Origin of the sequence: Hydrogenophaga electricum, assembly GCF_030160815.1 — a bacterium.
Classification (GTDB): domain Bacteria; phylum Pseudomonadota; class Gammaproteobacteria; order Burkholderiales; family Burkholderiaceae_C; genus Hydrogenophaga; species Hydrogenophaga electricum.
Genome location: NZ_BSPB01000003.1, coordinates 193309 through 216895, shown reverse-complemented (window position 1 = coordinate 216895; position 23587 = coordinate 193309). Strand labels below are relative to the sequence as shown.

23 protein-coding genes are annotated in these 23587 nt (G+C 67.4%); 9 read left to right on the top strand and 14 right to left on the bottom strand.

Annotation, left to right across the window (positions count from 1 at the left end; all coding sequences use genetic code 11):
* Positions 1-193: 193 nt before the first annotated feature.
* Both QQK43_RS03645 and QQK43_RS03640 read right to left on the bottom strand, forming a co-directional pair.
* Positions 194-475 (bottom strand): hypothetical protein, encoded by a 282-nt coding sequence (locus QQK43_RS03645; RefSeq protein WP_284306726.1) that lies wholly within the window; start codon positions 473-475, stop codon positions 194-196.
* 79 nt (positions 476-554) lie between these two features.
* Complete coding sequence (locus QQK43_RS03640) at positions 555-1610, bottom strand: endonuclease/exonuclease/phosphatase family protein (RefSeq protein WP_284306725.1); 1056 nt, start codon at positions 1608-1610, stop codon at positions 555-557.
* Between the two features lie 186 nt (positions 1611-1796).
* Between QQK43_RS03640 and fdhD the strand changes: the two genes are divergently transcribed.
* Positions 1797-2645, top strand: coding sequence for a formate dehydrogenase accessory sulfurtransferase FdhD (fdhD, locus tag QQK43_RS03635; protein ID WP_234263432.1), 849 nt, complete (start codon positions 1797-1799; stop codon positions 2643-2645).
* Between the two features lie 105 nt (positions 2646-2750).
* On the opposite strand, the gene QQK43_RS03630 is transcribed toward fdhD, so the two are convergent.
* Positions 2751-4505 (bottom strand): DEAD/DEAH box helicase, encoded by a 1755-nt coding sequence (locus tag QQK43_RS03630; protein WP_284306724.1) that lies wholly within the window; start codon positions 4503-4505, stop codon positions 2751-2753.
* Between the two features lie 278 nt (positions 4506-4783).
* Between QQK43_RS03630 and QQK43_RS03625 the strand changes: the two genes are divergently transcribed.
* Both QQK43_RS03625 and ettA read left to right on the top strand, forming a co-directional pair.
* Positions 4784-5368, top strand: a complete 585-nt coding sequence (locus QQK43_RS03625; RefSeq protein ID WP_284306723.1) for a hypothetical protein — start codon at positions 4784-4786, stop codon at positions 5366-5368.
* Between the two features lie 103 nt (positions 5369-5471).
* Complete coding sequence (gene ettA / locus QQK43_RS03620) at positions 5472-7136, top strand: energy-dependent translational throttle protein EttA (protein ID WP_234263429.1); 1665 nt, start codon at positions 5472-5474, stop codon at positions 7134-7136.
* Here ettA and QQK43_RS23445 read toward each other — a convergent pair.
* Positions 7037-7867, bottom strand: coding sequence for a sigma factor-like helix-turn-helix DNA-binding protein (locus QQK43_RS23445; RefSeq protein WP_370465212.1), 831 nt, complete (start codon positions 7865-7867; stop codon positions 7037-7039). The genes ettA and QQK43_RS23445 overlap by 100 nt on opposite strands.
* A 27-nt stretch (positions 7868-7894) precedes the next feature.
* On the opposite strand from QQK43_RS23445, the gene QQK43_RS03610 reads away from it, so the two are divergent.
* The gene (locus QQK43_RS03610) at positions 7895-8449 is read left to right on the top strand and encodes a DUF1415 domain-containing protein (RefSeq protein WP_284306721.1); all 555 of its coding nucleotides are present in this window, start codon (positions 7895-7897) and stop codon (positions 8447-8449) included.
* Positions 8450-8569: 120 nt separating this feature from the next.
* Positions 8570-10657, top strand: coding sequence for a DUF1631 family protein (locus QQK43_RS03605; RefSeq protein WP_284306720.1), 2088 nt, complete (start codon positions 8570-8572; stop codon positions 10655-10657).
* A gap of 14 nt (positions 10658-10671) precedes the next feature.
* Here QQK43_RS03605 and QQK43_RS03600 read toward each other — a convergent pair whose 3' ends face one another.
* From QQK43_RS03600 to QQK43_RS03585, 4 genes are all read right to left on the bottom strand, one after another.
* Complete coding sequence (locus QQK43_RS03600; RefSeq protein ID WP_284306719.1) at positions 10672-12000, bottom strand: TAXI family TRAP transporter solute-binding subunit; 1329 nt, start codon at positions 11998-12000, stop codon at positions 10672-10674.
* Positions 12001-12069: 69 nt separating this feature from the next.
* A complete protein-coding gene (locus QQK43_RS03595; protein ID WP_284306718.1) occupies positions 12070-13650 on the bottom strand; it encodes a methyl-accepting chemotaxis protein in 1581 nt (526 codons plus the stop codon).
* Between the two features lie 133 nt (positions 13651-13783).
* The gene (locus tag QQK43_RS03590) at positions 13784-14260 is read right to left on the bottom strand and encodes a DUF411 domain-containing protein (RefSeq protein ID WP_284306715.1); all 477 of its coding nucleotides are present in this window, start codon (positions 14258-14260) and stop codon (positions 13784-13786) included.
* Positions 14261-14300: 40 nt separating this feature from the next.
* A complete protein-coding gene (locus QQK43_RS03585) occupies positions 14301-14600 on the bottom strand; it encodes a hypothetical protein (protein WP_234263420.1) in 300 nt (99 codons plus the stop codon).
* A gap of 167 nt (positions 14601-14767) precedes the next feature.
* Between QQK43_RS03585 and QQK43_RS03580 the strand changes: the two genes are divergently transcribed.
* On the top strand, positions 14768-16450 hold the full coding sequence (locus QQK43_RS03580) for a long-chain fatty acid--CoA ligase (protein WP_284306734.1): 1683 nt from the start codon (positions 14768-14770) through the stop codon (positions 16448-16450).
* Between the two features lie 57 nt (positions 16451-16507).
* Positions 16508-16777: a hypothetical protein gene (locus QQK43_RS03575; protein WP_284306714.1), complete on the top strand. Its 270-nt coding sequence runs from the start codon at positions 16508-16510 to the stop codon at positions 16775-16777.
* A gap of 7 nt (positions 16778-16784) precedes the next feature.
* Here QQK43_RS03575 and QQK43_RS03570 read toward each other — a convergent pair whose 3' ends face one another.
* Together QQK43_RS03570 and QQK43_RS03565 are read right to left on the bottom strand one after the other, a co-directional pair.
* On the bottom strand, positions 16785-17666 hold the full coding sequence (locus QQK43_RS03570; RefSeq protein ID WP_284306713.1) for a DUF2189 domain-containing protein: 882 nt from the start codon (positions 17664-17666) through the stop codon (positions 16785-16787).
* 88 nt (positions 17667-17754) lie between these two features.
* A complete protein-coding gene (locus QQK43_RS03565) occupies positions 17755-18198 on the bottom strand; it encodes a bacteriohemerythrin (RefSeq protein ID WP_284306712.1) in 444 nt (147 codons plus the stop codon).
* A 144-nt stretch (positions 18199-18342) separates the two neighbouring features.
* Here QQK43_RS03565 and QQK43_RS03560 point away from each other — a divergent pair, with 144 nt between their 5' ends.
* A complete protein-coding gene (locus QQK43_RS03560) occupies positions 18343-19086 on the top strand; it encodes a 2OG-Fe dioxygenase family protein (protein ID WP_234263413.1) in 744 nt (247 codons plus the stop codon).
* Positions 19087-19131: 45 nt separating this feature from the next.
* Here the strand turns inward: QQK43_RS03560 and QQK43_RS03555 are convergent, their stop codons facing one another.
* From QQK43_RS03555 to QQK43_RS03540, 4 genes are all read right to left on the bottom strand, one after another.
* The gene (locus QQK43_RS03555; RefSeq protein ID WP_234263412.1) at positions 19132-19407 is read right to left on the bottom strand and encodes a DUF1232 domain-containing protein; all 276 of its coding nucleotides are present in this window, start codon (positions 19405-19407) and stop codon (positions 19132-19134) included.
* A gap of 155 nt (positions 19408-19562) precedes the next feature.
* A complete protein-coding gene (gene bktB / locus QQK43_RS03550) occupies positions 19563-20747 on the bottom strand; it encodes a beta-ketothiolase BktB (RefSeq protein ID WP_284306709.1) in 1185 nt (394 codons plus the stop codon).
* Positions 20748-20835: 88 nt separating this feature from the next.
* The gene (locus QQK43_RS03545; protein WP_234263408.1) at positions 20836-21585 is read right to left on the bottom strand and encodes a FadR/GntR family transcriptional regulator; all 750 of its coding nucleotides are present in this window, start codon (positions 21583-21585) and stop codon (positions 20836-20838) included.
* Positions 21582-22523 (bottom strand): NAD(P)-dependent oxidoreductase, encoded by a 942-nt coding sequence (locus QQK43_RS03540; RefSeq protein ID WP_234263406.1) that lies wholly within the window; start codon positions 22521-22523, stop codon positions 21582-21584. The genes QQK43_RS03545 and QQK43_RS03540 overlap by 4 nt, the downstream gene beginning before the upstream one ends.
* Before the next feature lie 63 nt (positions 22524-22586).
* On the opposite strand from QQK43_RS03540, the gene QQK43_RS03535 reads away from it, so the two are divergent.
* A complete protein-coding gene (locus tag QQK43_RS03535) occupies positions 22587-23372 on the top strand; it encodes an HpcH/HpaI aldolase family protein (protein ID WP_284306708.1) in 786 nt (261 codons plus the stop codon).
* The last annotated feature ends 215 nt before the right edge of the window (positions 23373-23587 follow it).

The window sequence follows — 23587 nt, the reverse complement described above, 5'->3', positions numbered from 1 at the left end:
TTGCGCGAAGCGCTGCGCACGGGCGACATCGTGGCCGACGGCGACAGCGGCATGAAGCTCAACGAGCTCTTCCCCGGTCACTACCGCAACGTGCAGTGACGTTGGGTGGGCGCCTGAAAGGGCGCTCCTTTCCCTCCAAAAAAAAGAGAGCGGATGATCCGCTCTCTTTTTTTGCCTGACCGTTTCGAAGGGTTCAGGACTTCACAGCGTCGTGCGTTTCGTGGCGCTTCTTCGAGGCTGCCACGTGCTTCTTCTTGGCTTTTTTCTTGTGTTCCTGGGCCATCGGGGTAACCGCTTTGTGGGCGGGCTTCTCGGCCGCAGTCGGGACCGCCGGTGCCGGGGCGGCAGCGGTACTCGCCATCTCGGTCGCCGGTGTGGCCGGCGCCGTCGCGGCAGCCGGGGTGTTGGTGGCCGCGTGGGCGGCACCTGCGGTGAGCAGGGCAGCAGACAGCAGGGCGATCAGGTTCTTGCTCATGAGGACTCCTTGGAGGGTTGTGGATCGGTGGCAACCGCCACCGACGCCGCCATTCTTGGCGCCGACACTTAGAACAGGTTTAAACGTCCGGGACGGGCGCATCCAGCCGCAGACGCAACAGCGCGCGCACGAACCCATGGTCGCTGCGCCAGCGTTCACGGCCTTCGTGCAGGTGGTCGTTGAAAGCCTCCACGCGCCGCACATCGCCGATGCTGGCGCGGCTGGTGGCGACGAATTCTTCGCTGACCAGCACCTGGTCCAGCACCTCGGGGTAGCCCTGGTGGATGTGCGAGAAGGCCACGTCGCGGCGCAGGGCGCCTTCACCCTGCACATCCCAGGCGTTGTACAGCGCGGTGTCGCGCGCGCCCTTGTCGTAGGCCGCTTGCGAGGTGGCGGCGATCAGTTGCGTGGTGACGCTGTGCGGACTGTCGTTGAGATCGCCCATCACGATCAGTGGCAGCCGCGTGCGGTGCAGCAATTCCACCACCTTCAGCCGCAGCGCCAGGGCTTCGCCCGCGCGCATGATCAGCGATCGCAGCGAAGCCACCGCCTGCACCGCCGGGTCGTTGGGGTCTTCGAGCGGCCGACCTTCGGCGTCCTGCAGGAATTTCGGTCGCTTGCTCTTGAGGTGAGCGACCAGCACCGCCACGGGTTGTCCGTGTTTGAGGCGCAGGGTGGCCAGCAGGGGCGGGCGCTCGAACCGGCCATGGGCGCCCAGGCCGGGGACCTGCACGACGGCGGCGGGCGGAAAGTCGACCAGCGATTCGGTGTGCGCCACTTTCAGCCGGGTGGCCAGGCCGACGCGCGGCGTGCCCTGTGCACCGTGCTGCCCCGGACCGTTTTCAGCCCCGGGCACACCGACGAAGCCATATTGCAGCCCGCTGCGGGCGATGGCGGCGCGCAGGGCCACTTCGTCCCACACTTCCTGCACCGCCAGCACATCGGCATTGAGGGTGCGAAAGCGCTCGCCGAGCCAGTTCACCTTGCGCTCGAACTCATCCTGCCGGTAAGGGCTCTGGCCATCGTAAAAGTGGCGCCCGGGCTGCGCCAGGTTGAGTACGTTGGCCGTGGCCACCATCAGGGTGGCCCAGCGAGGAGGCAGGGATTCGTCGGGGGTGGGGGTGGCAGCGGGCATGCAAAAGGTGGTGAAAAGGGGCGGCGGGGCAGGCCAGCGTGCAGGGGCACTGGGTTACCCTATGCCTCACCAGCATACACACCCGCACTTTCGTGCCGGCGCGGTGTGCATGGCGCCGGCCGGGCATCGTGAAGAAGCCGTGCGGCGATCCTGGCGAGTGTCCCCGCGTCGATCACTGGAGACAGCATGACAACCCTTGAAGGCGCCCTCCCGGGCGAGAGCACGCCCGAAGGCGTCCGCGCAGCCCGTGTGGTTGCGTGGCGCGGTGGGCAGGCCGTTTCGCGCGGCGACTGGCTGGCCGAAGAGACGCCTGTGGCGCTGGTGTTCAATGGCATTTCGCACGCCGTGATGCTGGCCACGCCGGCCGATCTGGAGGCGTTTGCGCTCGGTTTCGCGCTGACCGAAGGGCTGGTGCGCGATGCGAGCGAGGTCTATGGCATCGAGGCAGAACCCACCTGTGATGGCATCGAGGTTCGGCTCGAGGTGGCTGCCGAATGCGAGTGGCGGCTCAAGGAGCGGCGTCGCAACCTGGCGGGCCGCACCGGCTGCGGCCTGTGTGGCACGGAAAGTCTTGACCAGGTCCGCCGCACGCTGCCAAGTGCATTGCCCCCTCTGGCGGTACCGCCCCAGGTACCGGGGCGGGCGCAGCGGTTGTTGCGCGAGCGCCAGGCACGCCAGGCGTTGACGGGTGCGGTGCACGCGGCGGCCTGGTGCGATGCCGAGGGCCACATCCTGCAGGTGTGCGAAGACATCGGTCGCCACAACGCGCTGGACAAGCTCGCCGGGGCGATGAGTCGCGCAGGTATCGACCCGGCCCAGGGCTGGGTGCTGGTGACCAGCCGTGCCAGTTTCGAGATGGTGCAGAAGACCGCCATGATCGGAGCCGGGCTGCTGGTGGCGGTTTCGGCGCCCACCACGGCGGCCGTGGACCTGGCCGAGCGGGCAGGGCTGGCGCTGGCTGGTTTTGCGCGGGGCGATGACTTTGTGGCCTACACCTACCCGGAGCGCTTCGGCCTGATGGCCGAGGCGGGTTGAGCGGCCAAGCCCGACGTTTTTTGGGGCGCCGTCAAGCCCTGGACCGAGATGGCCGGCGAGCGGCCGCCAGCAAAAATCCCCGCGAGCGGGGCTTTTTGAAGGGGGTCAGCCGATGCGGCCGTAGCTGGTGCGCAGCGGATCGGCACCGCCGCCGTTGCCACCCTGGCCACCACCACGGGGGCCTTTGTTGTTCTTCTTGTGCTTGCTGGTGCGCATCGAGTCGATGCTGGTGCGCAGCGGGTCGGGCTGACCGCCGGGAGCGGCCGCGCGGGGGCGCGGGTCGCGGATGCGCAACTGGCCCAGGTGGGCGTTGGGTCCGGGCTGGCGCTCGGGCCGGCCGCCTTCGTCGTCGTGGTCGCGCGGCGGACGCGGGGCACGATCCTGGCGTGGCGGGTGCTGGCTGCCGGCCTGGGTTTGCGGGCCCTGGCCCTGACCATTGCCTCCGCGGCGGCGACGGCGGCGGCGGCCTTCACCGCTGCCCTCGCCATGACCCTGCGGGCCCTGGGCATCCGGGTGGCTTTCGGCGGCCGCCTTGGGCGGTCGTTGACCGCGGGGCTTGGGCTGGCCTTCGGTGGCTTTCTTCTCGCGGATGCGCTGCATCATGTCCTGGCGAGCAGCCTTGGCGGCCGCGGCCATCACATCGCGGCTGGGCGGCTTGCCGGCACCACCCCACAGGGTCTGGCGGCCCATGGCGATGGGCTCGGCGCGTTCACCCTCTTCGGGCATGAACTGCTCGAAGATCTCCACCGGAATCTCCTGCTTGGTGAAGCGTTCGATTTCCTGCATGAAACCTTCTTCGTCCAGGCAGACCAGGCTGACGGCCTGGCCTTCCTTGCCGGCCCGGCCGGTGCGGCCGATGCGGTGGACGTAGTCCTCGGGGACGTTGGGGATTTCGTAGTTGACGACGTGCGGCAGATCGTCGATGTCGATGCCGCGGGCGGCGATGTCGGTGGCCACCAGCGCGCGGATGTCACCACTCTTGAAACCGGCCAGTGCCTGGGTGCGGGCGCCCTGGCTCTTGTTGCCGTGCAGCGCCATGGCCTTGATGCCGTTCTTCGTCAGGTAATCGGCCACGTTGTTGGCGCCGAACTTGGTGCGGGTGAACACCAGCACCTGGCTCCAGTTGTGCTGCTGGATGATGTGGACCAGCAGTTCCTTCTTGCGGCCGCGGCCCACCGGGTGGATCACCTGGGCGATGCGCTGCACGGTGGTGTTGCGCGGTGTGACCTGGATGCTCTGCGGGTCGCGCAGCAGGCTGTTGGCGAGTTCGCGGATGTCGTCGCTGAATGTGGCCGAGAACAGCAGACTCTGCTTGTCGCGGGGCAGCAGCGCCAGCACCTTCTTCACGTCGTGGATGAAGCCCATGTCGAGCATGCGGTCGGCTTCGTCGAGCACCAGCACCTGCACGGCTGACAGGTCCAGGAAGCCCTGGTCCTGCAGGTCGAGCAGGCGTCCGGGCGTGGCCACCAGCACGTCGACGCCTTTCTTGAGGGCGTTGATCTGCGGGTTCATGCCCACGCCACCGAAAACCACGGTGGAGTTGAGCGACAGGTGCTTGCCGTAGGTACGCACCGATTCTTCGACCTGTGCGGCGAGTTCGCGCGTGGGGGTCAGCACCAGGGCGCGGACACCGACACCGCCGAAGCGGCTGGTGGCGCGCTCACCTTGCGACAGGCGTTGCAGCAGCGGCAGGGTGAAGGCGGCGGTCTTGCCGGTGCCGGTCTGTGCGCCGGCCAGCAGATCGCGACCGGAGAGCACGGCCGGAATGGCTTCGCGCTGGATGGGCGTGGGGGTTTCGTAACCCTGTTCACGGACCGCTTGCACGATGGCCGGGGCCAGGTTCAGTTCTTCAAAGTTCATTGGCAGTTGGGGCGCCCGTCCAGGGCGCTGGGGGGCATCGGCCACTTCCGCAGGCGGGCTGCGGTCCAGAACGGGCAGATGAGGTTCGTCGTATCGGCCGCCGCCTTGGGTGGGGCAACAACCACAGCGTGTGCGCTGGTGCCGGGCCGACTGGAGGACCCGACAGGCGTTATTGTCGCACGGCTGGGGCCTTCCGGTCCGGCGCGCGTGTTTTTCGGCCTCTACACTGCGCTTCTGGACCACCGCATTGACCGGCTACCGGCAGAGAATCTCCCACCGTGACCACCACCACTTTCGGCTACGACGCCTTGCAGGACCGCATCTGGATGCGCTCGCACGACTTGGATCAGACGGTGTGGCTGACCCGCCGCATGGTGTCGAGCATGTTGGGCCCACTGCTCAAAGCGTTCGAGACCGCCACGCCCGGCCAGCAGGGGGGTGCACCGGCGGCGCAGCGGGTGGCCATTGAGCACCGGCTGGCGCTGCACGAGGTAGCGCCGGGTCAGCCGCCGGCGCGGCTGACGGCCTCGCGGGTCACGCCGGGTGCCAACGCCGATCCGCAGTTGCGCCTGTGCCAGCGCATCGTCACGCGCTCGGGCAGCCAGTCGGTGTTGCTGCGTTTTGAAACCGGGGCCGAGCCGCTGGAGCTGAAGCTGGGGCGGCGTGGCATGCACCTGTGGCTGCGCGGCCTAGCCATGGTGCTGCGCCAGACGCAATGGGGCCTGCCCCCTTTGCCGGACTGGCTCCATGAAGGCGTGATGCCGCCAGTGCTGCAAGGGCTGGTCGATCGGGCCGGTCAGTCGGCACCTCCGCCACCCGAGTCCGCGCCGCCTGCGTCCCCCGCGTCACCGGGCGATAATTGAGCCCAGCACGCCGGCACCGCCCGCACGGGTGGCGTCGCCGGACCGGCCGCCGGCCCCTTGGGCCCGGCTTCCTCGGCTTTCCGATTTCTCTTCTCAGACCGCCATGGCCCAATACGTCTTTTCCATGAACCGCGTCTCCAAGACCGTGCCGCCCAAGCGGCAGATCTTGAAAGACATTTCGCTCAGCTTCTTCCCTGGCGCCAAGATCGGCGTGCTCGGCCTCAACGGTTCGGGCAAGTCCACGCTGCTCAAGATCATGGCCGGCGTGGACAAGGAGATCGAGGGCGAAGCCATTCCGATGCCGGGCATCCAGATCGGTTACCTGCCGCAGGAGCCCCAACTCGACCCCGAGCAGACCGTGCGCCAGGCGGTGGAAGAGGGCATCGGCGGTGCGCTCAAGGCCAAGGCCCGCCTGGAAGAGGTGTACGCTGCCTATGCCGAAGAAGACGCCGACTTCGACGCGCTGGCCGCTGAACAGGCCGAGCTGGAGGCCATCATCGCGGCCAGCGGTTCCGAGAATTCGGACCTGCAGCTGGAGCTGGCCGCCGATGCGCTGAACCTGCCGCCCTGGGACGCGATGATCAAGAACCTGTCCGGGGGTGAAAAACGCCGCGTGGCCTTGTGCCGCCTGCTGCTGAGCAAGCCCGACATGCTGCTGCTCGACGAGCCGACCAACCACTTGGACGCCGAGTCCGTGCACTGGCTGGAGCAGTTCCTGCAGCGCTTCCCCGGCACCGTGGTGGCCATCACCCACGACCGCTACTTCCTGGACAACGCCGCCGAGTGGATTCTCGAACTCGACCGCGGCCACGGCATTCCCTGGAAGGGCAACTATTCGGAGTGGCTGGACCAGAAGGGCAAGCGCCTGGACCAGGAACAGAAGGCCGAAGACGCCCACCGCAAGGCCATGAAGGAAGAACTGGAATGGGTGCGCAAGAACGCCAAGGGCCGCCAGGCCAAGAGCAAGGCGCGTCTGGCCCGCTTCGAGGAACTGAGTGACGTCGAATACCAGAAGCGCAACGAGACCAGCGAAATCTTCATCCCCGTGGCCGAGCGCCTGGGGGCGCAGGTCATCGAGTTCAACGGCGTCACCAAATCCTTCGGCGACCGTGTGCTGATCGAAAACCTTAGCTTCAAGCTGCCGGCCGGTGCCATCGTCGGCATCATCGGCCCCAACGGCGCGGGCAAGTCCACGCTGTTCCGCATGATTCAGGGCGTGGAAAAGCCCGATGCGGGCGAGATCGTCATCGGTCAGACGGCCAAGCTGGCGTTTGTCGACCAGAGCCGCGAATCGCTGGAAGGCGACAAGAGCGTGTGGGAAGACGTCTCGGGCGGCTTGGACAACATCACCGTGGGCAAGTTCGTCATGCCCAGCCGCGCCTACATCGGCCGCTTCAACTTCAAGGGCAACGACCAGCAGAAGCTGGTCAAAAACCTCTCGGGCGGTGAACGCGGCCGCCTGCACCTGGCCAAGACCCTGGCCCAGGGTGGCAACGTGCTGATGCTCGACGAACCCTCGAACGACCTCGACGTCGAAACCCTGCGCGCGCTGGAAGAGGCGCTGCTGGAATTCGCCGGTTCGGCCATGGTGATTTCCCACGACCGCTGGTTCCTCGACCGCATCTGCACCCACATCCTGGCCTACGAGGGTGACAGCCAGTGGTACTTCTACGACGGCAACTTCACCGAGTACGAAGCCGACAAGAAGAAGCGCCTGGGTGAAGAAGGCGCGCGGCCCAAGCGCGCGCGCTTCAAGTCGTTGAAGTAACCGGCCTCAGCAGGCGACCGGCTGACGCGGGTCCGCCTCTTCCGGTGCCAGCGGCCAGGCCTGTCGCACCCTGCGGGGCACCCCCGGGCGGTCACCGGCGACGCCAGGATGGCGTACAAGGGCGCCGGACTGTGCGTCTGCAAGGCCCGCAGGCACAGGGCATGGAGCGCGTCGGCGGTGGCGCGGTCACCGGGCTTGTGCTTGCCAGGGACCGCTCGCAGGCGCGCCAGCGACCGGTGCACCGACTGCCGGCAGGCCGCGTCGCTTTTGCCGGTGCGCGCCGCGATGGCGGCATGGCTTTCGCCAAACACTTCCCGCAACAGCAGCAAGGCGGCGTCGTCGGGCGACAGCCGTTCCGACAACCAGCGCAGCGCGCGGCGGCTGTCTTGTACGCGTTCGGCCAGTTGCTGTGCCGACGGCGCCAGATCGGGCATGTCGGCGGCCCCGGGCTGCCCGGTGTCGCGCTGGTGTTTGCGCAGGGTATCGATGGCTACGTGCCTCAAGACGGCGGTGAGCCAGGCCGGTGGCACCTCGAGCTGGGCTGGCGCCGAGGTGAGGGCGCGCAGATAGGCTTCGTGCACCGCGCCTTCGGCATCCGCCGGATGGCCCGCAATCCGTGGGCGATGTTCAGCAGGTGGCGGTGATCGCCTGCCGAGCGCGGCAGGGGCGGCCAACTGGTGTCGCGCATCATCGAGCGCCGCTCGGACCTTCGGCACGGCGGGCAGTAACATTGCCTGCCTCATTTCTTGACTGGCCCCATGACCGCACCCGATGACACCCTTGTGATGGAAAACACCCGCCGCTGGATCGAAAAAGCGGTGATCGGGCTCAACCTGTGTCCGTTCGCGCGGTCGGTGTACGTGAAGAACCAGGTGCGCATCGTGGTCAGCCACGCGCGGCACCTGGATGCGTTTCTGGACGACCTCGATCGCGAGCTGGACCTGCTGGCGAACACGCCGGCTGAAGAGGTGGACACCACGCTGCTGGTGCACCCCACGCTGTTCCCGGACTTTTTCGTCTTCAACGACTTCCTGAACGTGGTCGACGATGTGGTGGCCGAGCACGAGCTGGAAGGGGTGATCCAGGTCGCGAGCTTTCACCCGGCGTTCCAGTTCGAGGATGCGGCCGCCGACGACATCGGCAACTTCACCAACCGCTCGCCCTATCCGACCTTGCACCTGTTGCGCGAAGACAGTGTGGAGCGCGCCGTGGCGTCCGAAGGAGGCGATGCCGATCAGATCGTGGCACGCAACCTGCGGACCTTGCAGACGCTGGGAGCGCCTGGCTGGGAGGCCTTGTTGGCCCGGGATTGAGCACCGAGCCTGCCCAAGGCGGCTCAAACTGCCAACTATTTGGTGATTTGTGGCAGTCTGGAGACGATTTTTGGTAAGAGTGTGAGAAGCTTCATGGTTTTGTGCTTGCCGCCATAGACCATGACCGCCTTGTCGCCCATTTACCAGAAGAGCCTCAACGAGGCGCTGGTGCTGGCGCGCGACTGGATTCCCGCCTGGCTGATGCAGTTGTATGCCGCGCTGGAGCAGCGGGAAGCGGCAACCGTTTCGCCTCTGGAGAAACAGCTGCTCGGTCAGTCCCGGCGGGCGCTGCAGCAGCACCGGGACATGGTCGCCACCCGTTTCCTGGAAGCCCTGGGGCGGGCACTGAGCGGCGAGCTGACCCCCCAATCCCTGCAGGGGCCGAGGAGTCTGCAGGCGCTCAGCTTCGACGAACTGGAGCTGATGGACGACCGGCAGGTCAACGACACGGTGGAACTGGCACGGGTGCAGCAACTTGTGCGCATGTCGGCCGACGAGGCGCTGGTCGCCCTGAGCGCCCGCCTGAGCGCGGCCCAGGGCCTGTCGGTCATCCGGCACGAGGCCAACCCCCTGCGGCCGGACGTGGTGGTGGCCGCGCTGATGCAGGCGTTGCGCACGATGCATCTCGACGAAGCGGTGCGCACGCGCTGGCTGCATGCCGGCGCGGTGTCGCTGGGGGAGCAGCTGCAGGCCTACTACCAGGAACTCTCGCGCCGGCTGGACCGCTGGGGCATCGAGCCCGCGAGTTACGCGGTCGTTCAGTCACCCGCGGCGAAGGCGGGTGTGGCGCGCGCCGCAGGCGTGTCGGCGAGCCCGCGCGCCGAGAGCGTGACGACGGCGGCCGTGCCGGGGCAGGCGCCGGTGCTGACCCTGGATCACCTGCACCAGTTGCTGGTGGGGAATCTGGAGCACCCAGACGCCGCGGGTGAAACCGGCAACGCCATGACGCGCACGCTCGCGGCCGAGGTGGTGTCGCAGCTGTTGCGCCGCATCGCCGACGACCACCGCCTGCTGCCAACGGTGCGCGAAATGATCGAGCGCCTGAAACCCGCCTTGCTGGAGCTGGCCCGCACCGATCCGCGGTTCTTTGCCGACCGCCAGAATCCGGCCCGGCGCCTGCTGGACCTGATCACCGCGCGGGGCCTGGCGTTCACCAGCGACCAGGATTCGACCTTCGCACCGTTTGCGCTGTCGGTCATGGCGGTGGTGCAGGGCCTGGAGGCGCCGGGAACGCAGCTGTCGCAGCGGTTTGCCCAGCAACTGCAGCAGCTGGAACAGGCGCTGGCTGCCGACGCAGGCAGCCGGGGGCGGGCCGTGCAATCGCTCGTGCGTGCCGAGCAACGCAACCTCATGGCGAAACGGGTGGCCCACGAAATCGAGGGGCGCAACGATTTCGCCCGCGCACCCGGGGTGGTGCGCCGTTTTCTGCAGGGCCCCTGGGCGCAGGTGGTGGCGCAGGCCCGTCTTGATGCCGAGATCGTCGGCGGTGCCTCGCCCCGAGGCGCCGCAGCGCAGCGCTACATGGACATCCTGCCCGATCTGCTGTGGTCGGCGCAGATCGTCCAGGCCAGCCGCAACCGGCCCCGCCTGATCAAGCTGATACCGGCGCTGCTGAAAACCTTGCGCGAGGGGCTGGAGAGCATCGACTACCCGCGGGCGCAGTCCGAGGGGTTCTTCCAGGCGCTGATGGGGCTGCACGAAGCGGCCTACAAGGCCGTGCCGACCGAGGCGGGCGACTCGATACAGAGCCGGCATTCCCACTCGGGCTATCCGGATGAAGCCTCCGCCTGGCTGCAGCCGGCCGAGGCCCGCGACACGGGGTTCATCGACGATCTGACCATCGAGACGCAGCCGGATTTCCTTGAAACCGAGCCCATGCCCATGCCGCGCGACCTGGCCGACGTCAAGGCCGATCAGGCGCGCGAACAAGGGCAGGTGCCACTGTCCGTGGGCGCCTGGGTCGATCTGCTGGACGGGGACCGCGTGGTGCGCTGCCAACTGACCTGGGCTTCGCCCCACGCCACGATGTTCCTGTTCCACGCGGTGGATGGGCGCACCATTTCCCTGACCCGGCGCGGCCTGGACCGCCTGCTGGCGTCCAGCCGCCTGCACGTGGTGGCCGACCACGGGGTGGTCGACGACGCACTGGACAACGTGGCGCGCCAGGCGGCGATCAATTCGGGGCAGTCGCGCAGCGGCCCGCACTGAGGCCGCGGCCTGCCTCAGGCCGGCGCCTGCTGCCGCAGCTTCTGACGCACCAGCTGGATGTTGTTGCGCAGCGCGTACAGCTCGTCGGCGTATGACAGGGGCACCACGATCTTGCCCACCCGCGCTTCCATTTCGGCCAGTTGTTCGAGCAAGGTGTCGGGTGCCGTTTCGCCTTCTTCGTGGCGCTGTTCGATGTCGCGCAGCTCGGCATACCAGCGGAACACCCGCGAGCGGATGCGGAAGGTGTAGAGCGGCGGCACGATGCGCGAGAGCGGTAGCGCCAGCGCGATGATCAGGCCCATGGCCACCCACATGCGTTCCACCAGATTGGCCAGCCAGAACGGCAGGTAACGCTGCAGGAACGGCGGGCCGTTGCGGATGGCGCGGACGGCCTCGGGCGAGAGCGGCACCTCGCTGTGTTCGAGGTTGGGGTACTCGCGGGCGCGGTTGAACCAACTGCCCCCGCCATGCAGTGTGGTGGCGGTCTGCGCAAACAGTTGCAGGATCGCCGGGTGGGTGCGGGCCCCGGCCAGCAGGCTGGTGGTCGAGGCCACCAGGTGCATGTCCTGCGCCGGGATGTCTTTGGCCAGGTCCACCACGCCCTGCGGCATGACCACGGGCGTCAGATAACCGAAGCGCCGGGCATAGGCTTCGCTCTGTGCGAAGTTGAGCAGCCGCACGCCCGGCGTCTGCAGCAGCATCTGCACCATGAGCGATTCGGGGGCCGAGGCGAACACCAGCGCGTCGATGCGTCCATCCAGAAAGGCCACGGTGGCGGGGGTCTGCTCCAGCTGGCTGAGGGTCAGGTCGCTGCGGTTGATGCGGTTGACGTCCAGCAGCGTGCTGAACAGCCGGGGCACGCCGCTGCCCGGCGTGCCCACATTGACATGCCAGCCGCGCAGTTCAGACAGGTGGTCGATGGTGTCGGCGCCGTGCAGGCGCCGCGCGGCCTCTTCGCGGTAGAACAGCCACAGGGGTTCGACAAACAGGCTGCCCAGCGAAACGATGGATTCTTCGTCGTCATAGCCGATGTCGGCGCTGCCGCCCTGCACGAACCCGATGTCGGCCTTGCCGCTGCGGATCAGCTCCAGGTTGGCCGAGGAGCCCTCCGAGGGCATCAGCTGCACGTCGATGCCATAGCGCGCCAGCGCGTCGGCGTAGCGTTTGCCGAAAGCCTCGTACGCGCTTTGCTCCGGGCCGGTGGCCAGGATCACGCGCTTGGGCGGGTTGGGGTCCAGCCACGCATAGGCCAGAGCGAGCAGGGCCACCGTCAGCAGCGCGAACGGGCCGATGGAGATCAGCAGATCGCGCAGCGACAGCAGCGTGTAACGGATGTGGGGCATGCGCGGACATTAGCACGCCCGCCTGTACCGGGCATGAACGGCCGGGTGGCGGCTTTGTGTCGGCTTGTGTCAGACGCTGGCCCGGCGGGTTTCGAGTTTGAAGATGCCGACCGAAGCCTCCAGGTCGCTTGCCCGCTGCTGCAGCGAGCTGGCGGCAGCGGCCAGTTCTTCGACCATGGCCGAGTTTTGCTGGGTCAGGCCGTCCATTTGGCTCACCGCCTGGTTGATCTGGGCGATGCCCTGCGCCTGTTCGTGGCTGGCATGGGTGATTTCGGCGATCCGCTGCTGCACCTGTTCAACCGCCTGCATCAGGCCACCCATGGTCTTGCCGGCGCTGTCGACCTGGACCCGACCGCGTGCGACCTGGTCGGTCGACGTGTCGATCAGCGTCTTGATTTCCTTGGCCGCCGTCAGGGTGCGCTGAGCGAGCTGGCGGACTTCGTTGGCCACGACGGCAAAGCCGCGCCCCTGCTCGCCGGCGCGCGCGGCCTCGACCGCCGCATTGAGCGCCAGGATGTTGGTCTGGAACGAGATGCCGTCGATCACCTGGATGATTTCCCCGATGCGATGCGACGAGCGGCTGATGTCGTGCATGGTGTCGATGACTTCGCTCACCGCCTGGTTCGAGCGGTGGGCCACGTCGGTGGCCTGGCTGGCCAAGCGCGCGGCCTCGCCCGCGGAGACCGTGCTTTGCTGCACCGTGCTGTTCATCTCGTCCATGGACGCGGCGGTCTGCTCCAGGCTGGATGCCTGTGTTTCCGTGCGGGCCGAAAGATCGTGGTTGCCGGCGGCGATCTCGCTGGAGGCGAGCTGCATGCCTTCGACCTCCGTGCGCACATCCGACACCACGGCCTGGAGGTTCACATTCAGCTGGTTCAGCGCGCGTGTCAGCTCGCCGAGCTCGCCGGTGTGCCGCTGCTCCAGGCGCACGGTCAGGTCACCGGCGGCCATGCGGTTGGCGAAGGACACGGAGGCCTGCATCGGTTTGATCAGCAGGTGGCGCATGAATGCCGCGGCCATGACCGCCACGACGACCGTCCCGGCCATCAGTGCGTGGCGGGTCGCTGGGCCGCGTCCCGCCGCCATCAGGCCCAGCCACTGGGCACCCAGGGCCAGCGCCACAGTCGTCGCGCTGAGTTGCTGGATCAGCGCCGCGCGGCGCCAGCGTTCCAGCCGGCCACGCCAGCCCGTGTGAACAGGCTGGCCCCGGTGCAAGGCCAGGCGCGGTTTGCGGCGACCGGCTTCTGCATGCAGCCGCGCATAGAGGGCTTCGGCGGCCCTGATCTGGGCCTGCGTCGGTTTGGTGCGCACCGACATGTACCCCACGGGCTGGCCGTTTTCGATCACGGGGGTGGCATTGGCCTGGACCCAGTAGAAATCACCGTTTTTGCGCCGGTTCTTCACCGCGGCCGACCAGGGGTGGCCGGATTTCAGGGAGTTCCACATGTCGCGGAAGGCCTCGGGCGGCATGTCCGGGTGGCGGATCAGGTTGTGCGGCTGCCCGATCAGCTCTTCCCGCGTGAAGCCACTGACCGCGATGAAAGCCGGGTTGCAGTAGGTGATGACCCCGCGAAGATTGGTTGTGGACACCAGCGTGGCGCCGTCGGGAATTTCGAATTCCTGCGTGGTGACGGGTAGGTTCTGGCGCATCGTGTTCCTCCTGGGATTTCTGGATACCCGCCTGGGCATCCCGGTATACCCATGTGAGCATCGTCACATTTGCACCAAAATTGAGTTTCTGGCGGACGTGCGGTATCCGCCAGAGAGGACCGATCGGTACCAGTCAACCGCCTGCCGCGCGCTGGCCTGGATAGCGCCGGTAGATCCGGCCGCTGCCATCGGCCTGGACCAACACCACGTCGTAGGCGTCCTGCCGGCCGCCGTAGACGGCGCCGTCCATGCCAGGGCTGCCGATCGGCATGCCGGGCACGGCCAGCCCGATCGCACGGGGTTGCTCGGCCAGCAGCGCATGGATGTCCCGCGCCGGGACATGCCCCTCGATCACATAGCCACCGACGCGGGCGGTGTGGCAGGAAGCAAATTGGGCCGGCATGCCCAGGCGTTGCCGCATCGCGGTGTTGCCAGTTTCGAACACCTGGGTCTCGAACCCCGATTGCTGCAGGTGGGCGATCCAGTCCTTGCAGCAGCCGCATTGCGGATCCTTCCAGACCTGGATGGTGGGCCGCTGCTTCGGGGTGGCGGCGCAGACCGGGGCGGAAAGGGCACTGGCGAGGGCAAGGAGAAAAGGGCGTCGCTGCATGGGTGCTCCGTGGGTTTTGAAAGGGGGGCGGACGGGTCGATCACGCCCCGGTCAACTGGTTCCGTGCCTTGTCCAGCCACAGTTGCAGGTTGTCTGCCAGATCACGTTGGCTGAACGAGCAGCTTTCTTCGGTGAAAAGGGCACCGGCTTCCAGGCGGTCGAGCAAGTGTTGCAGCACCGTATCGAAGCGTGCCGGCAGAGCAGCGCGCAGCGCGGACGATGCACGGGCCTGGTCGGTAAAGGCGTGGACCGGCAGATCGCCGGCCTGCAGCCGCTGCAGTGCCTGTTCGAGTTGCTGCCAGTCGTGCAACGCGGGCGAGATGGGTGGAGCCGTTTTCATCGCCCTGAGCGTAGCAGTGGGGGCCGTTCTGCGGCCCGATACCTGAGAGTCGCGAACGGCCGTCCCGGTGGCGACAAGGGCAGTTGGCCCGCAGAGGCACCCGGTCTATGCTTGATCCGCCTTCGGGCCTTGCAGAAATACCTACTAAGGAGACATCGCTCATGGACATGCCGGTCCGCGCCCATCACCGCTTCTGGCCCCTGCGACTGCCGCACGCCATCGAAACCCCGGCCACCTCGCTCTGGTTCAATCTGGCGGTGAGCGCACAGCGCTACCCCGACAAGCCGGCGCTGGTGTTCTTTGACCGGCAGACCTCCTACCGCGAGCTGCACGACCAGGCCGAACGGCTGGCGGCCCACCTGCATGCCCGGGGGGTGCAGGCGGGCGATCGCGTGATCCTGTTCATGCAGAACTGCCCGCAGTGGATCGTGGCCTACTACGCCATCCTGCGGGCCAACGCGGTGGTCGTGCCGGTCAACCCAATGAACCGCGCCGAAGAACTCAAGCACTACATCACCGACCCCGATGCGCGGGTCGCCATCTGTGCGGCCGATCTGGCGGGCGACCTGCTCAAGGCCAGTGCCGATCTGCCACCGGTGCAGCAACTGACCCACCTGGTGGTGGCGCACTACCACGATGCCATCGGGCCGCAGGCCGACATTCCCCCGGCCTGGGCCGAGTGGCTCGGGACACGGCACCCACTCCCGTCGTGGACGGGTGGCAGCGCGACCGACTGGGCCGAGGCGCTCGCCTGCACCGAGCCCGCGCCGGTGCACGACCGCCAGCCGTCCGACCTGTGCGTGCTGCCCTATACCAGCGGCACCACCGGCCTGCCCAAGGGCTGCATGCACACACACGCTTCGCTCATGCACAACGCGGTGGCCTGCCAGCTCTGGACCGGCGGGTCGGCGGCCAACGTGTCGCTGGTGGTGGTGCCCATGTTCCACATCACCGGCATGGTGGTGGGCATGCACTCGGGCATCTACACGGGGGCCACCCTGGTGCTGATGCCGCGCTGGGACCGCGAACTCGCCGGCCGGCTGATTTCGGCCTGGAAGGTCACACACTGGAGCAACATCCCGACGATGGTGATCGATCTGCTGGCCAGCCCGCGCTTTGACCAGTACGACCTGTCCAGCCTGGTTTTCATCGGCGGCGGCGGTGCGGCCATGCCGCAGGCCGTGGCCCAGCGCCTGCTGGAACAGTTCGGGCTGCGTTACGCCGAAGGCTATGGCCTGACCGAGACGGCTGCCCCCTCACACAACAACCCGCCCGATGCACCCAAGCAGCAGTGTCTGGGCATCCCGTTCCTGAGTGTGGACGCGCGGGTGGTGGACCCGGACACCCTGCAGGAGATGCCGGTGGGTGAAGCCGGGGAGATCATCATCCGAGGCCCCTCGGTCTTCAGCGGCTACTGGAAGCGGCCCGATGCGACCGAAGCCGCCTTCATCGAATTCGGCGGTCAGCGCTATTTCCGCTCGGGCGATCTGGGGCGGGTGGACGAGGATGGCTACTTCTTCATCACCGATCGCCTCAAGCGCATGATCAACGCCAGTGGCTTCAAGGTCTGGCCGGCCGAGGTCGAAGCGCTGATGTTCCGGCATCCGGCGATTGCCGAGGCTTGTGTCATCGGCACGCGCGACGCCTACCGAGGCGAAAGCGTCAAGGCCGTGGTGGTGTTGCGCGACGCGGCGCGGGGGCAGGTGACCGAGCAGCAGATCATCGACTGGTGCCGCGAGAACATGGCGGTCTACAAGATGCCGCGCGTGGTGCAGTTTGTCGACGCGCTGCCCAAGAGTGGCAGCGGCAAGGTCATGTGGCGCCTGCTGCAGGAGCAGGAGCCGGCCTGAGGCCGTGCCCCATCGGCGGCCGTGCCACACGCGCGCGCTGATGGCGACAATCGGGGCATGTCCGAGCTGATGATTGCCCTGCGCCGCTTCTGGCAACCCCGCCACCCGCTGTTCTGGCTGGCGGTGACGCTGCAACTGCTGTCGTCCTTCATGACGACGGCGCTCTACGTCCGGGACATCGAGGGGCCGCTGCGCTGGGTGCTGTCCGTGTGTGCTTTGATCAACACCCTGGCGAGCTGGTGGCTGTTCGCGCGGGTCTGGCGCGAAGCAGCGCCGAACGCCGCAGAGTCCGGCATGGTGGAGCCGGGCGATCGGCCGCCGAGATAACGTCGGGTTACCGCCCCGGTGCCGGGCTGGTGGCGCCCTCGGACGGCACGATATGGCGGTAGGCATGCCAGGTGGCATGCCCGATCACCGGGCCAACGATGATTAGGCCCAGGAACGCCGGCAGCATGGCCAGGCCGATACTCAGCGTGACCAGGGCACCCCACTGCAGCATCACGCCCGGGTTCTGCAGGCAGGCCCGGATGCTGGTCAGGCCGGCCGACACCGCATCCACCTGCCGGTCCATGATCAGGGGAATGGAGATCACGCTGGTCACGAAGATCAGGCCTGCGAAAACGGCACCCACCACGGCGTAGGTGATCAGGAAACCGATGTTTTCCGGGTCGACCAGCATGGCCAGCAGATTGGCTTTTTCCGGCATGGTGTTGAAGCTCACCGCAAACACCACCAGCGCCGCACGGCCCCAGAGCATTTCCAGGATCAGCAGCACCCCCGCGAAAATGGCCATGGTGCCCTTGGTGGGCCGCCAGGCGGCGAGCGATGCCCGCAGCGATGGCCGGCGGTCGTGCGTCTGCATGGCCTTGCTGGCGTCGTACAGGCCCAGGCACAGGAACGGGCCCATGAGCAGGAACCCCGCACTGAGGGCCAGCACATACTCGGGTGCTTTCTGGAACACCGCCAGCAGCGCGTGGCCCATGGCAAAAAAACACAGGCCGTAGAAAAGTCCGATACGCGGGCAGCGGCGAAAGTCTTCCCAGCCCAGTTGCAGCCACCGCCAGGGGTCGCTGGCGCGCAACTCGGCCAGCTTCCAGTGGAACACCGAGTTTTCGTCGACGGTGGGGGGGGAAGCCGGGTCGCTGGCGGGCCCGGGGACGACGGTGTCAGGTTCGCGATCAGGCACGCCCGGCACGGCGTGGATGGCATCGGCCATGGCAATCTCCTCTTGCAGGAGCAATATAGCCAGCGGCGGAGCCGGGTTTCACATGGTTTTCCCCATGCCGAGAGCGAGCAGATAGCGGTCAGGCGGCGTCGCGCCAGCCCGAGTCTTTCGCCGGCGAGGCCTGGTTGACTTTGGTGGGCTGGACGCGGCGCATGTGCAGCGCCAGGGCGGCGTCCAGCGACTGGGTGTGTTTGGCGAACCAGACAGCCAGTTCGCCCGCCATTTCGCGCACCGATGCATAGTCGGCAGCGCGGGCCAAAGCGGTGCCCTCCCGCAGCACGTTGAGCACCACACGGTGCTGAACGATGTGGTTGTCGGCGTTGGGGAAGCGGGTGCGGCGCATCCAGTCGTCTTCCATCTTGAAATGCGCGGTGGTGTGTTCGACCACGGCGCTCCAGGTATTGACCAGTTCATCATCCGGGGCTGCCTGGGCGCGCGCGAGCAGGTCCACGAACCCCCGGTGGACGGTGTCCATCGGTTCGTATTCCAGCAGCAGGGCATCGGTCCATTGCACGGTGTTCATGGCAGTCTTCTCTCGGTACGGCCCCAAGCTTGACAGCGGAGTGCTGTTGCGCTTTTGATCCAGCGCAGAAACTGCGTTCTGAAGGGCCGGTACCGGAGAGGACCCGGTCTGCGGGGGCGCGAAGCCGTCGGTACACTGCAACACATGCACGCCCAAGAGTTCCAGCCACCGTACACCCCGATCGCCTATGGCGTTACCACCCTTCGCCAGAATGGATATGCCTTGCTGCATGCTGCCGATGTCCAGGCGTGGCTGGCGGCGACCGCGGACGAACTGGGGGCGGTGCACGCGGGCTGGAACGCATTGCCGGCCGATGCCTATCTCAAGGATGGGGGGCGCTACCGCCGCCGCCGGCACAGTTCGTTTGTGGTCGAGGGCGAGCAGGTTCGGCTGGTGCCACACCGGGCGCACTGGCAGCCGCTGGAATACAACGCCTTGCACGGCGGCATGCAGCGCTGGTTTGAACCCATGCTGCCGCAGACGGTGGCGTTGCCGGTCTGGTCGCGCTTGCTCGCGCGTGTCGGTGAAACCGTGTCGGCCCTGCATGGTGAGCGCCCGTGGTTTGTCGAGGCGCACACCTTCCGCATCGACACCGCAGGGGGCATTGGCCGGCCCACCCCCGAAGGGGCCCATCGCGACGGGGTGGATCTGGTGGCGGTGTTCATGCTCGACCGCCATGCCATCAAGGGCGGCGAGAGCCGGGTGTTCGAGGCCAATGGTCCGGCCGGGCAGCGGTTCACCTTGAGGGAACCCTGGTCGCTGCTGTTGCTCGACGATGCCCGCGTGATCCACGAAACCACGCCGATCCAGCCCCTGTCGCCGGATGAACTGGGCTGGCGCGACACCCTGGTGCTGACCTACCGGCGCGACGGCTTCCAGGAAAGCTGACGCCGCGGTTCCGGGCTGGCCGGAGCGCCCGCTTCGGGTCTTGGATCAGGCTTCGGGGGTGCTTGCAGCGGGCGCGACGATGTGCGCGGGCAGGCGTCCCAGCAGCCAGCGCAGGGCCAGCGGCACCAGGACCAGATCGTCCACCACCCCGATGACGGGCAGCATGTCAGGCAGCAAGTCCAGGGGCGACAACAGGTAGAGCACGGCGAGCACCACGCCCCCTTTGAACCAGGTGGGTGTGTCGGGATGGCGCAGCGCGCGCCAGAGCCGCCGGGCGTCGGCGCGCAAGGTCATGCCGATCAGCATCGCTCGTTTCCACATGGCAGGGTCTCCGTGATGTCAACCAGAGGTGGACGGTAGACCGTCCCTGCGAGAAGGGGTTCCTTCGGTGGCCGGTGGGAGCCGGGCGGGCATGAAAAGACGCACAGCGCCTTTCGGGGCTGTGCGTTCGTTGTCGGGCCGCGAGGGCCCTGGCCTTACAGGCGCTCGAAGATCGCTGCGATGCCCTGGCCGCCGCCGATGCACATGGTCACCAGCGCATAGCGGCCTTGCACGCGCTGCAGCTCGTACAGGGCCTTCACGGTGATCAGCGCGCCAGTGGCCCCGATCGGGTGACCCAGCGAAATGCCCGAGCCGTTGGGGTTGACCTTGGCCGGGTCCAGGCCCAGTTCTTTGGTGACGGCGCAGGCCTGGGCGGCGAAGGCCTCGTTGGCCTCGATCACGTCCAGGTCGTTGACCGACAGGCCGGTCTTCTTGAGCACGGCCTGGGTGGCCGAGATCGGGCCCACACCCATGATCTTGGGGTCCAGGCCGGTGTGGGCATAGCCGACCAGACGGGCCAGCGGCTTGGCGCCACGCGCCTGGGCCACTTTCGAATCCATCAGCACCACGGCGGCTGCGGCGTCGTTGATGCCCGAGGCGTTGCCGGCGGTGACGGTACCGTTTTCCTTCAGGAACACCGGCTTGAGCTTGGCCATGTCTTCCAGCTTGCAGCCGGGGCGGAAATGCTCGTCGGCCGCGTAGGCCACCTCACCCTTCTTGCTCTTGAGCATGACGGGCACGATCTGGTCCTTGAAGCGGCCTTCGGCAGTGGCGCGTTCGGCGCGGTTGTGGCTTTCCACGGCCAGCGCGTCCTGCATCTCGCGGGTGATGCCGTATTTGGCGGCGACGTTTTCGGCGGTCACACCCATGTGGATGTTGTGGAACGGGTCGTGCAGGGCGCCGATCATCATGTCCACCATCTTGGTGTCGCCCATGCGGGCGCCCCAGCGCATGTTGAGGCTGGCGAAGGGTGCACGGCTCATGCACTCGGCACCACCGCCGATGGCGATGTCGGCATCGCCCAGCTGGATGGTCTGGGCTGCCGACACGATGGCCTGCAGGCCCGAGCCGCACAGGCGGTTGACGTTGAAGGCGGGCGTGCCTTCGCCAACGCCGCCATTGATGGCGGCCACGCGCGAGAGGTACATGTCCTTCGGTTCGGTGTTGACCACGTGGCCGAACACCACATGGCCGATGTCCTTGCCGTCGGTCTGGGCGCGGGCCAGCGACTCGCGCACCACCAGGGCGCCCAGCTCGGTGGGGGGGGTGTCCTTGAGGCTGCCTCCGAAGGTACCGATAGCGGTACGGACAGCGCTGACGACGACGACTTCACGGCTCATGGCGGGCTCCTTGGATCGGGATGGGGAAACACGGTCGTGCTGCAGTGCACCACCCACAATGGTAAACCGCCCCCGTTCCCCGGACGCGTCAACTGCGCGATAGCGGGCGCTCGGGGGGCGCTGTGCTGGCAGCCTCGGCGGCCGGCAGGCAGCGGTGCAGGCAATGGTCCATGTGTGCCTGGGCTGCTGCCTTGGCACCTTCTGCATCGCGCCGGAGCAGGGCTTCCATCATCGCGCGGTGTTCGGCCATGACTTCGTTCCGGTGCGTGCTCCAGGCATCGCCTTCGCGGGACGCCTGGATGGTGCCCCGGATGTGTTCCGAGAGGAAGTCCAGGAAGCTGGCGAACAGTTCGTTGCCGGAGGCCTCGGCGATGCGGCGGTGGAACAGCACATCGGAGCCCACGCTGTCGTGGCCGGCGGCGATGTCGGTCTCCATGGCGCGGTAGGCCTCGGCGATGGCTTGCAGCTGTGCGTCGGTGGCGCGCTGCGCCGCCAGGAAGGCGGCCTGGACCTCGACGCCTGTGCGCAGTTCGAACAGCTTTTGCGGGCCGGGTGCCGCCGACGGGGCGTGCGTGAGCCGGAAAGGCCGCGCCATGGTGGTCGGGCTGACAAAAGCCCCCGAGCCTTGCCGGGTCTGGATGAGCCCTTCGGATCTGAGCGAGGACAGCGCTTCGCGCACGACGATCAGGCTGACGCCGAAGTGCCGGGCCAGCTCCTGCCCGGTGGGCAGTTGCTGGCCGGGCTTGAGCGCGCCGCTGCGGATCTGGTCACCCAGCCGCTGGGCCAGGCGATCGGTCAGGGTCAGCTTGGCGAGATCGTCGACGGGAAGTTCGTTCATTGTGTGGTGGATGATGCCACGCCATTTTCCCGGTCGGCCACGTCGAGCAGGTGGGGGACAAAGGCGTCGCCCAGTCCCTGTTCGTTGGCCAGGGTGTAGGCCGACAGGGCCGCCTCGCTGATCCGCCGGTTCGCGCCGGCGGCCTGCGCCATGGCGCCGTGGTAGCGCATGTCCTTCAGCGCGTTGGCCAGCGAAAAACGGAACGACCGGTCGTTGCCTTCTTCCACGTAGGGCCGCAGGCGCTGGAAGGCGGTGCTGTTGGCGCCGCCAGAGGCGATCACGTCGCCCAGCACGGTGGTGTCCACGCCGGTCTTGCGGGCCAGCGAGAAGGCTTCGGTCAGCACCGCGGCGTTGGAGAGCACCACGAACTGGTGCAGGAGTTTGACGGTGTGGCCGGAGCCGGTGGGGCCGCAGTGATAGAGGTTGCGGGCCCAGCAGCGCATCAGCGGTTCGAGCGCAGCCAATGGCGCCGGATCGCCCCCCAGCAGCAGGTTGATCGAGCCCGTTTCGGCGTCGCTCGGGGTGCCGGTCATGGCCGCGTCGACGAAGCAGGCGCCATGGCCGGCCAGTGCGCCGGCGCAGCGCAAGGTCGTCTCGGGCAGCGAGGTGGACAGGTCCACCACGGCCAGGCCGGGACGGGCGGAGCGGTGGATGCCCTGGTCGCCGAGCACGATGTCTTCGACCTGGGGGGCGCCGGTCACGCAGATCACCACCACGTCGCTCTGGGCCGCCAGTTCTGCCGGTGTCTGGGCCGTTTGGGCGCCCTGGGCCAGCAGGTCGGCCATGGCGACGCGGTCCTGTTCGCGGTGCACGAGCAAGGTCAGCGGGTACTTTGCCTGGAAGGTCTGGCGCGCCAGGGCGCCGCCCATCAGGCCCAGGCCGATGAAACCGACGCGCGGCAGGGTGGGATGGTGGTCGGGCTTGTTTTCGGTGGTCATGGTGAAATTTAAAGCATGTAACATGGTTATAATAAGACTAATTCGAGCCCACGGAGACACTTCATGCTCAACCGACTCAAACAAAAACTGCTGGCGCGCCAGGCGGGGCTGCTCAATGGCTGGCTGGTACTGGGCAGTCCGGCTGTGGCCGAGGTGATGTCCCGGCAGCCCTGGGATGCTTTGACGGTGGACATGCAGCACGGCCTGTCCGACTACGAAACGACCGTGGCCATGCTGCGGGCCATGAACGGCAGCGACGTGACGCCCATGGTGCGTGTGCCCTGGCTGGAGCCCGGCATCATCATGAAGATGCTGGACGCCGGGGCGCTGGGGCTGATCTGTCCCATGATCAACACCCGTGAGCAGTGCGAACAGTTCGTGGCGTGCTGCCGCTATGCACCGGCCGGTGCGCGCAGTTTCGGCCCGACCCGGGCCCCGCTGGCGCACGGTGCGGACTACTGGAAGCACGCCAACGAGCAGGTGCTCACCTTCGCGATGATCGAAACCGAGCAGGCGGTGAACGACATCGAATCGATCCTGTCGGTGCCCGGCCTGGACGGGGCCTACATCGGCCCGTCGGACCTGAGCCTCACGCTGGGTCTCGACCCGCTGACCGACTTGTCGCACCCCCAACTGCTGGCCGCGATCGGGCGCATCCGCGAGGTGGCCGACGCCCTGGGCAAGTTCACCATCATGCATTGCTCACCAGTGGACTACGCGCTGAAGATGGCCGGTGGCGGCTTCTCCATGCGCACCGTGTCCAACGACGGGCGCCTGCTTGCACAGGCCGCGGCCGACCTGTTTCGCCAGGTCCGCGAGCCGTCGGCCAGCGGCAGCGCCGGCCACTGACGCCGGGCGATCTCGTAATGGCTGCGACGCGCCCGGTGCTGGGCATCAACACCGACATGTTTGCGCGCGTCTCGAACCTGGGGCGCCTGGTGGTGCATTTTCAGACGCGTTTGCAAGGGCTGGCGCGTCGGGCTACGACGGCTTCGTCGGATGTGAATACCGCCCACCCGTCAGCAACGCTGTCGGGCCGAGGTGGTTGAGGAACTGAAAAGAGG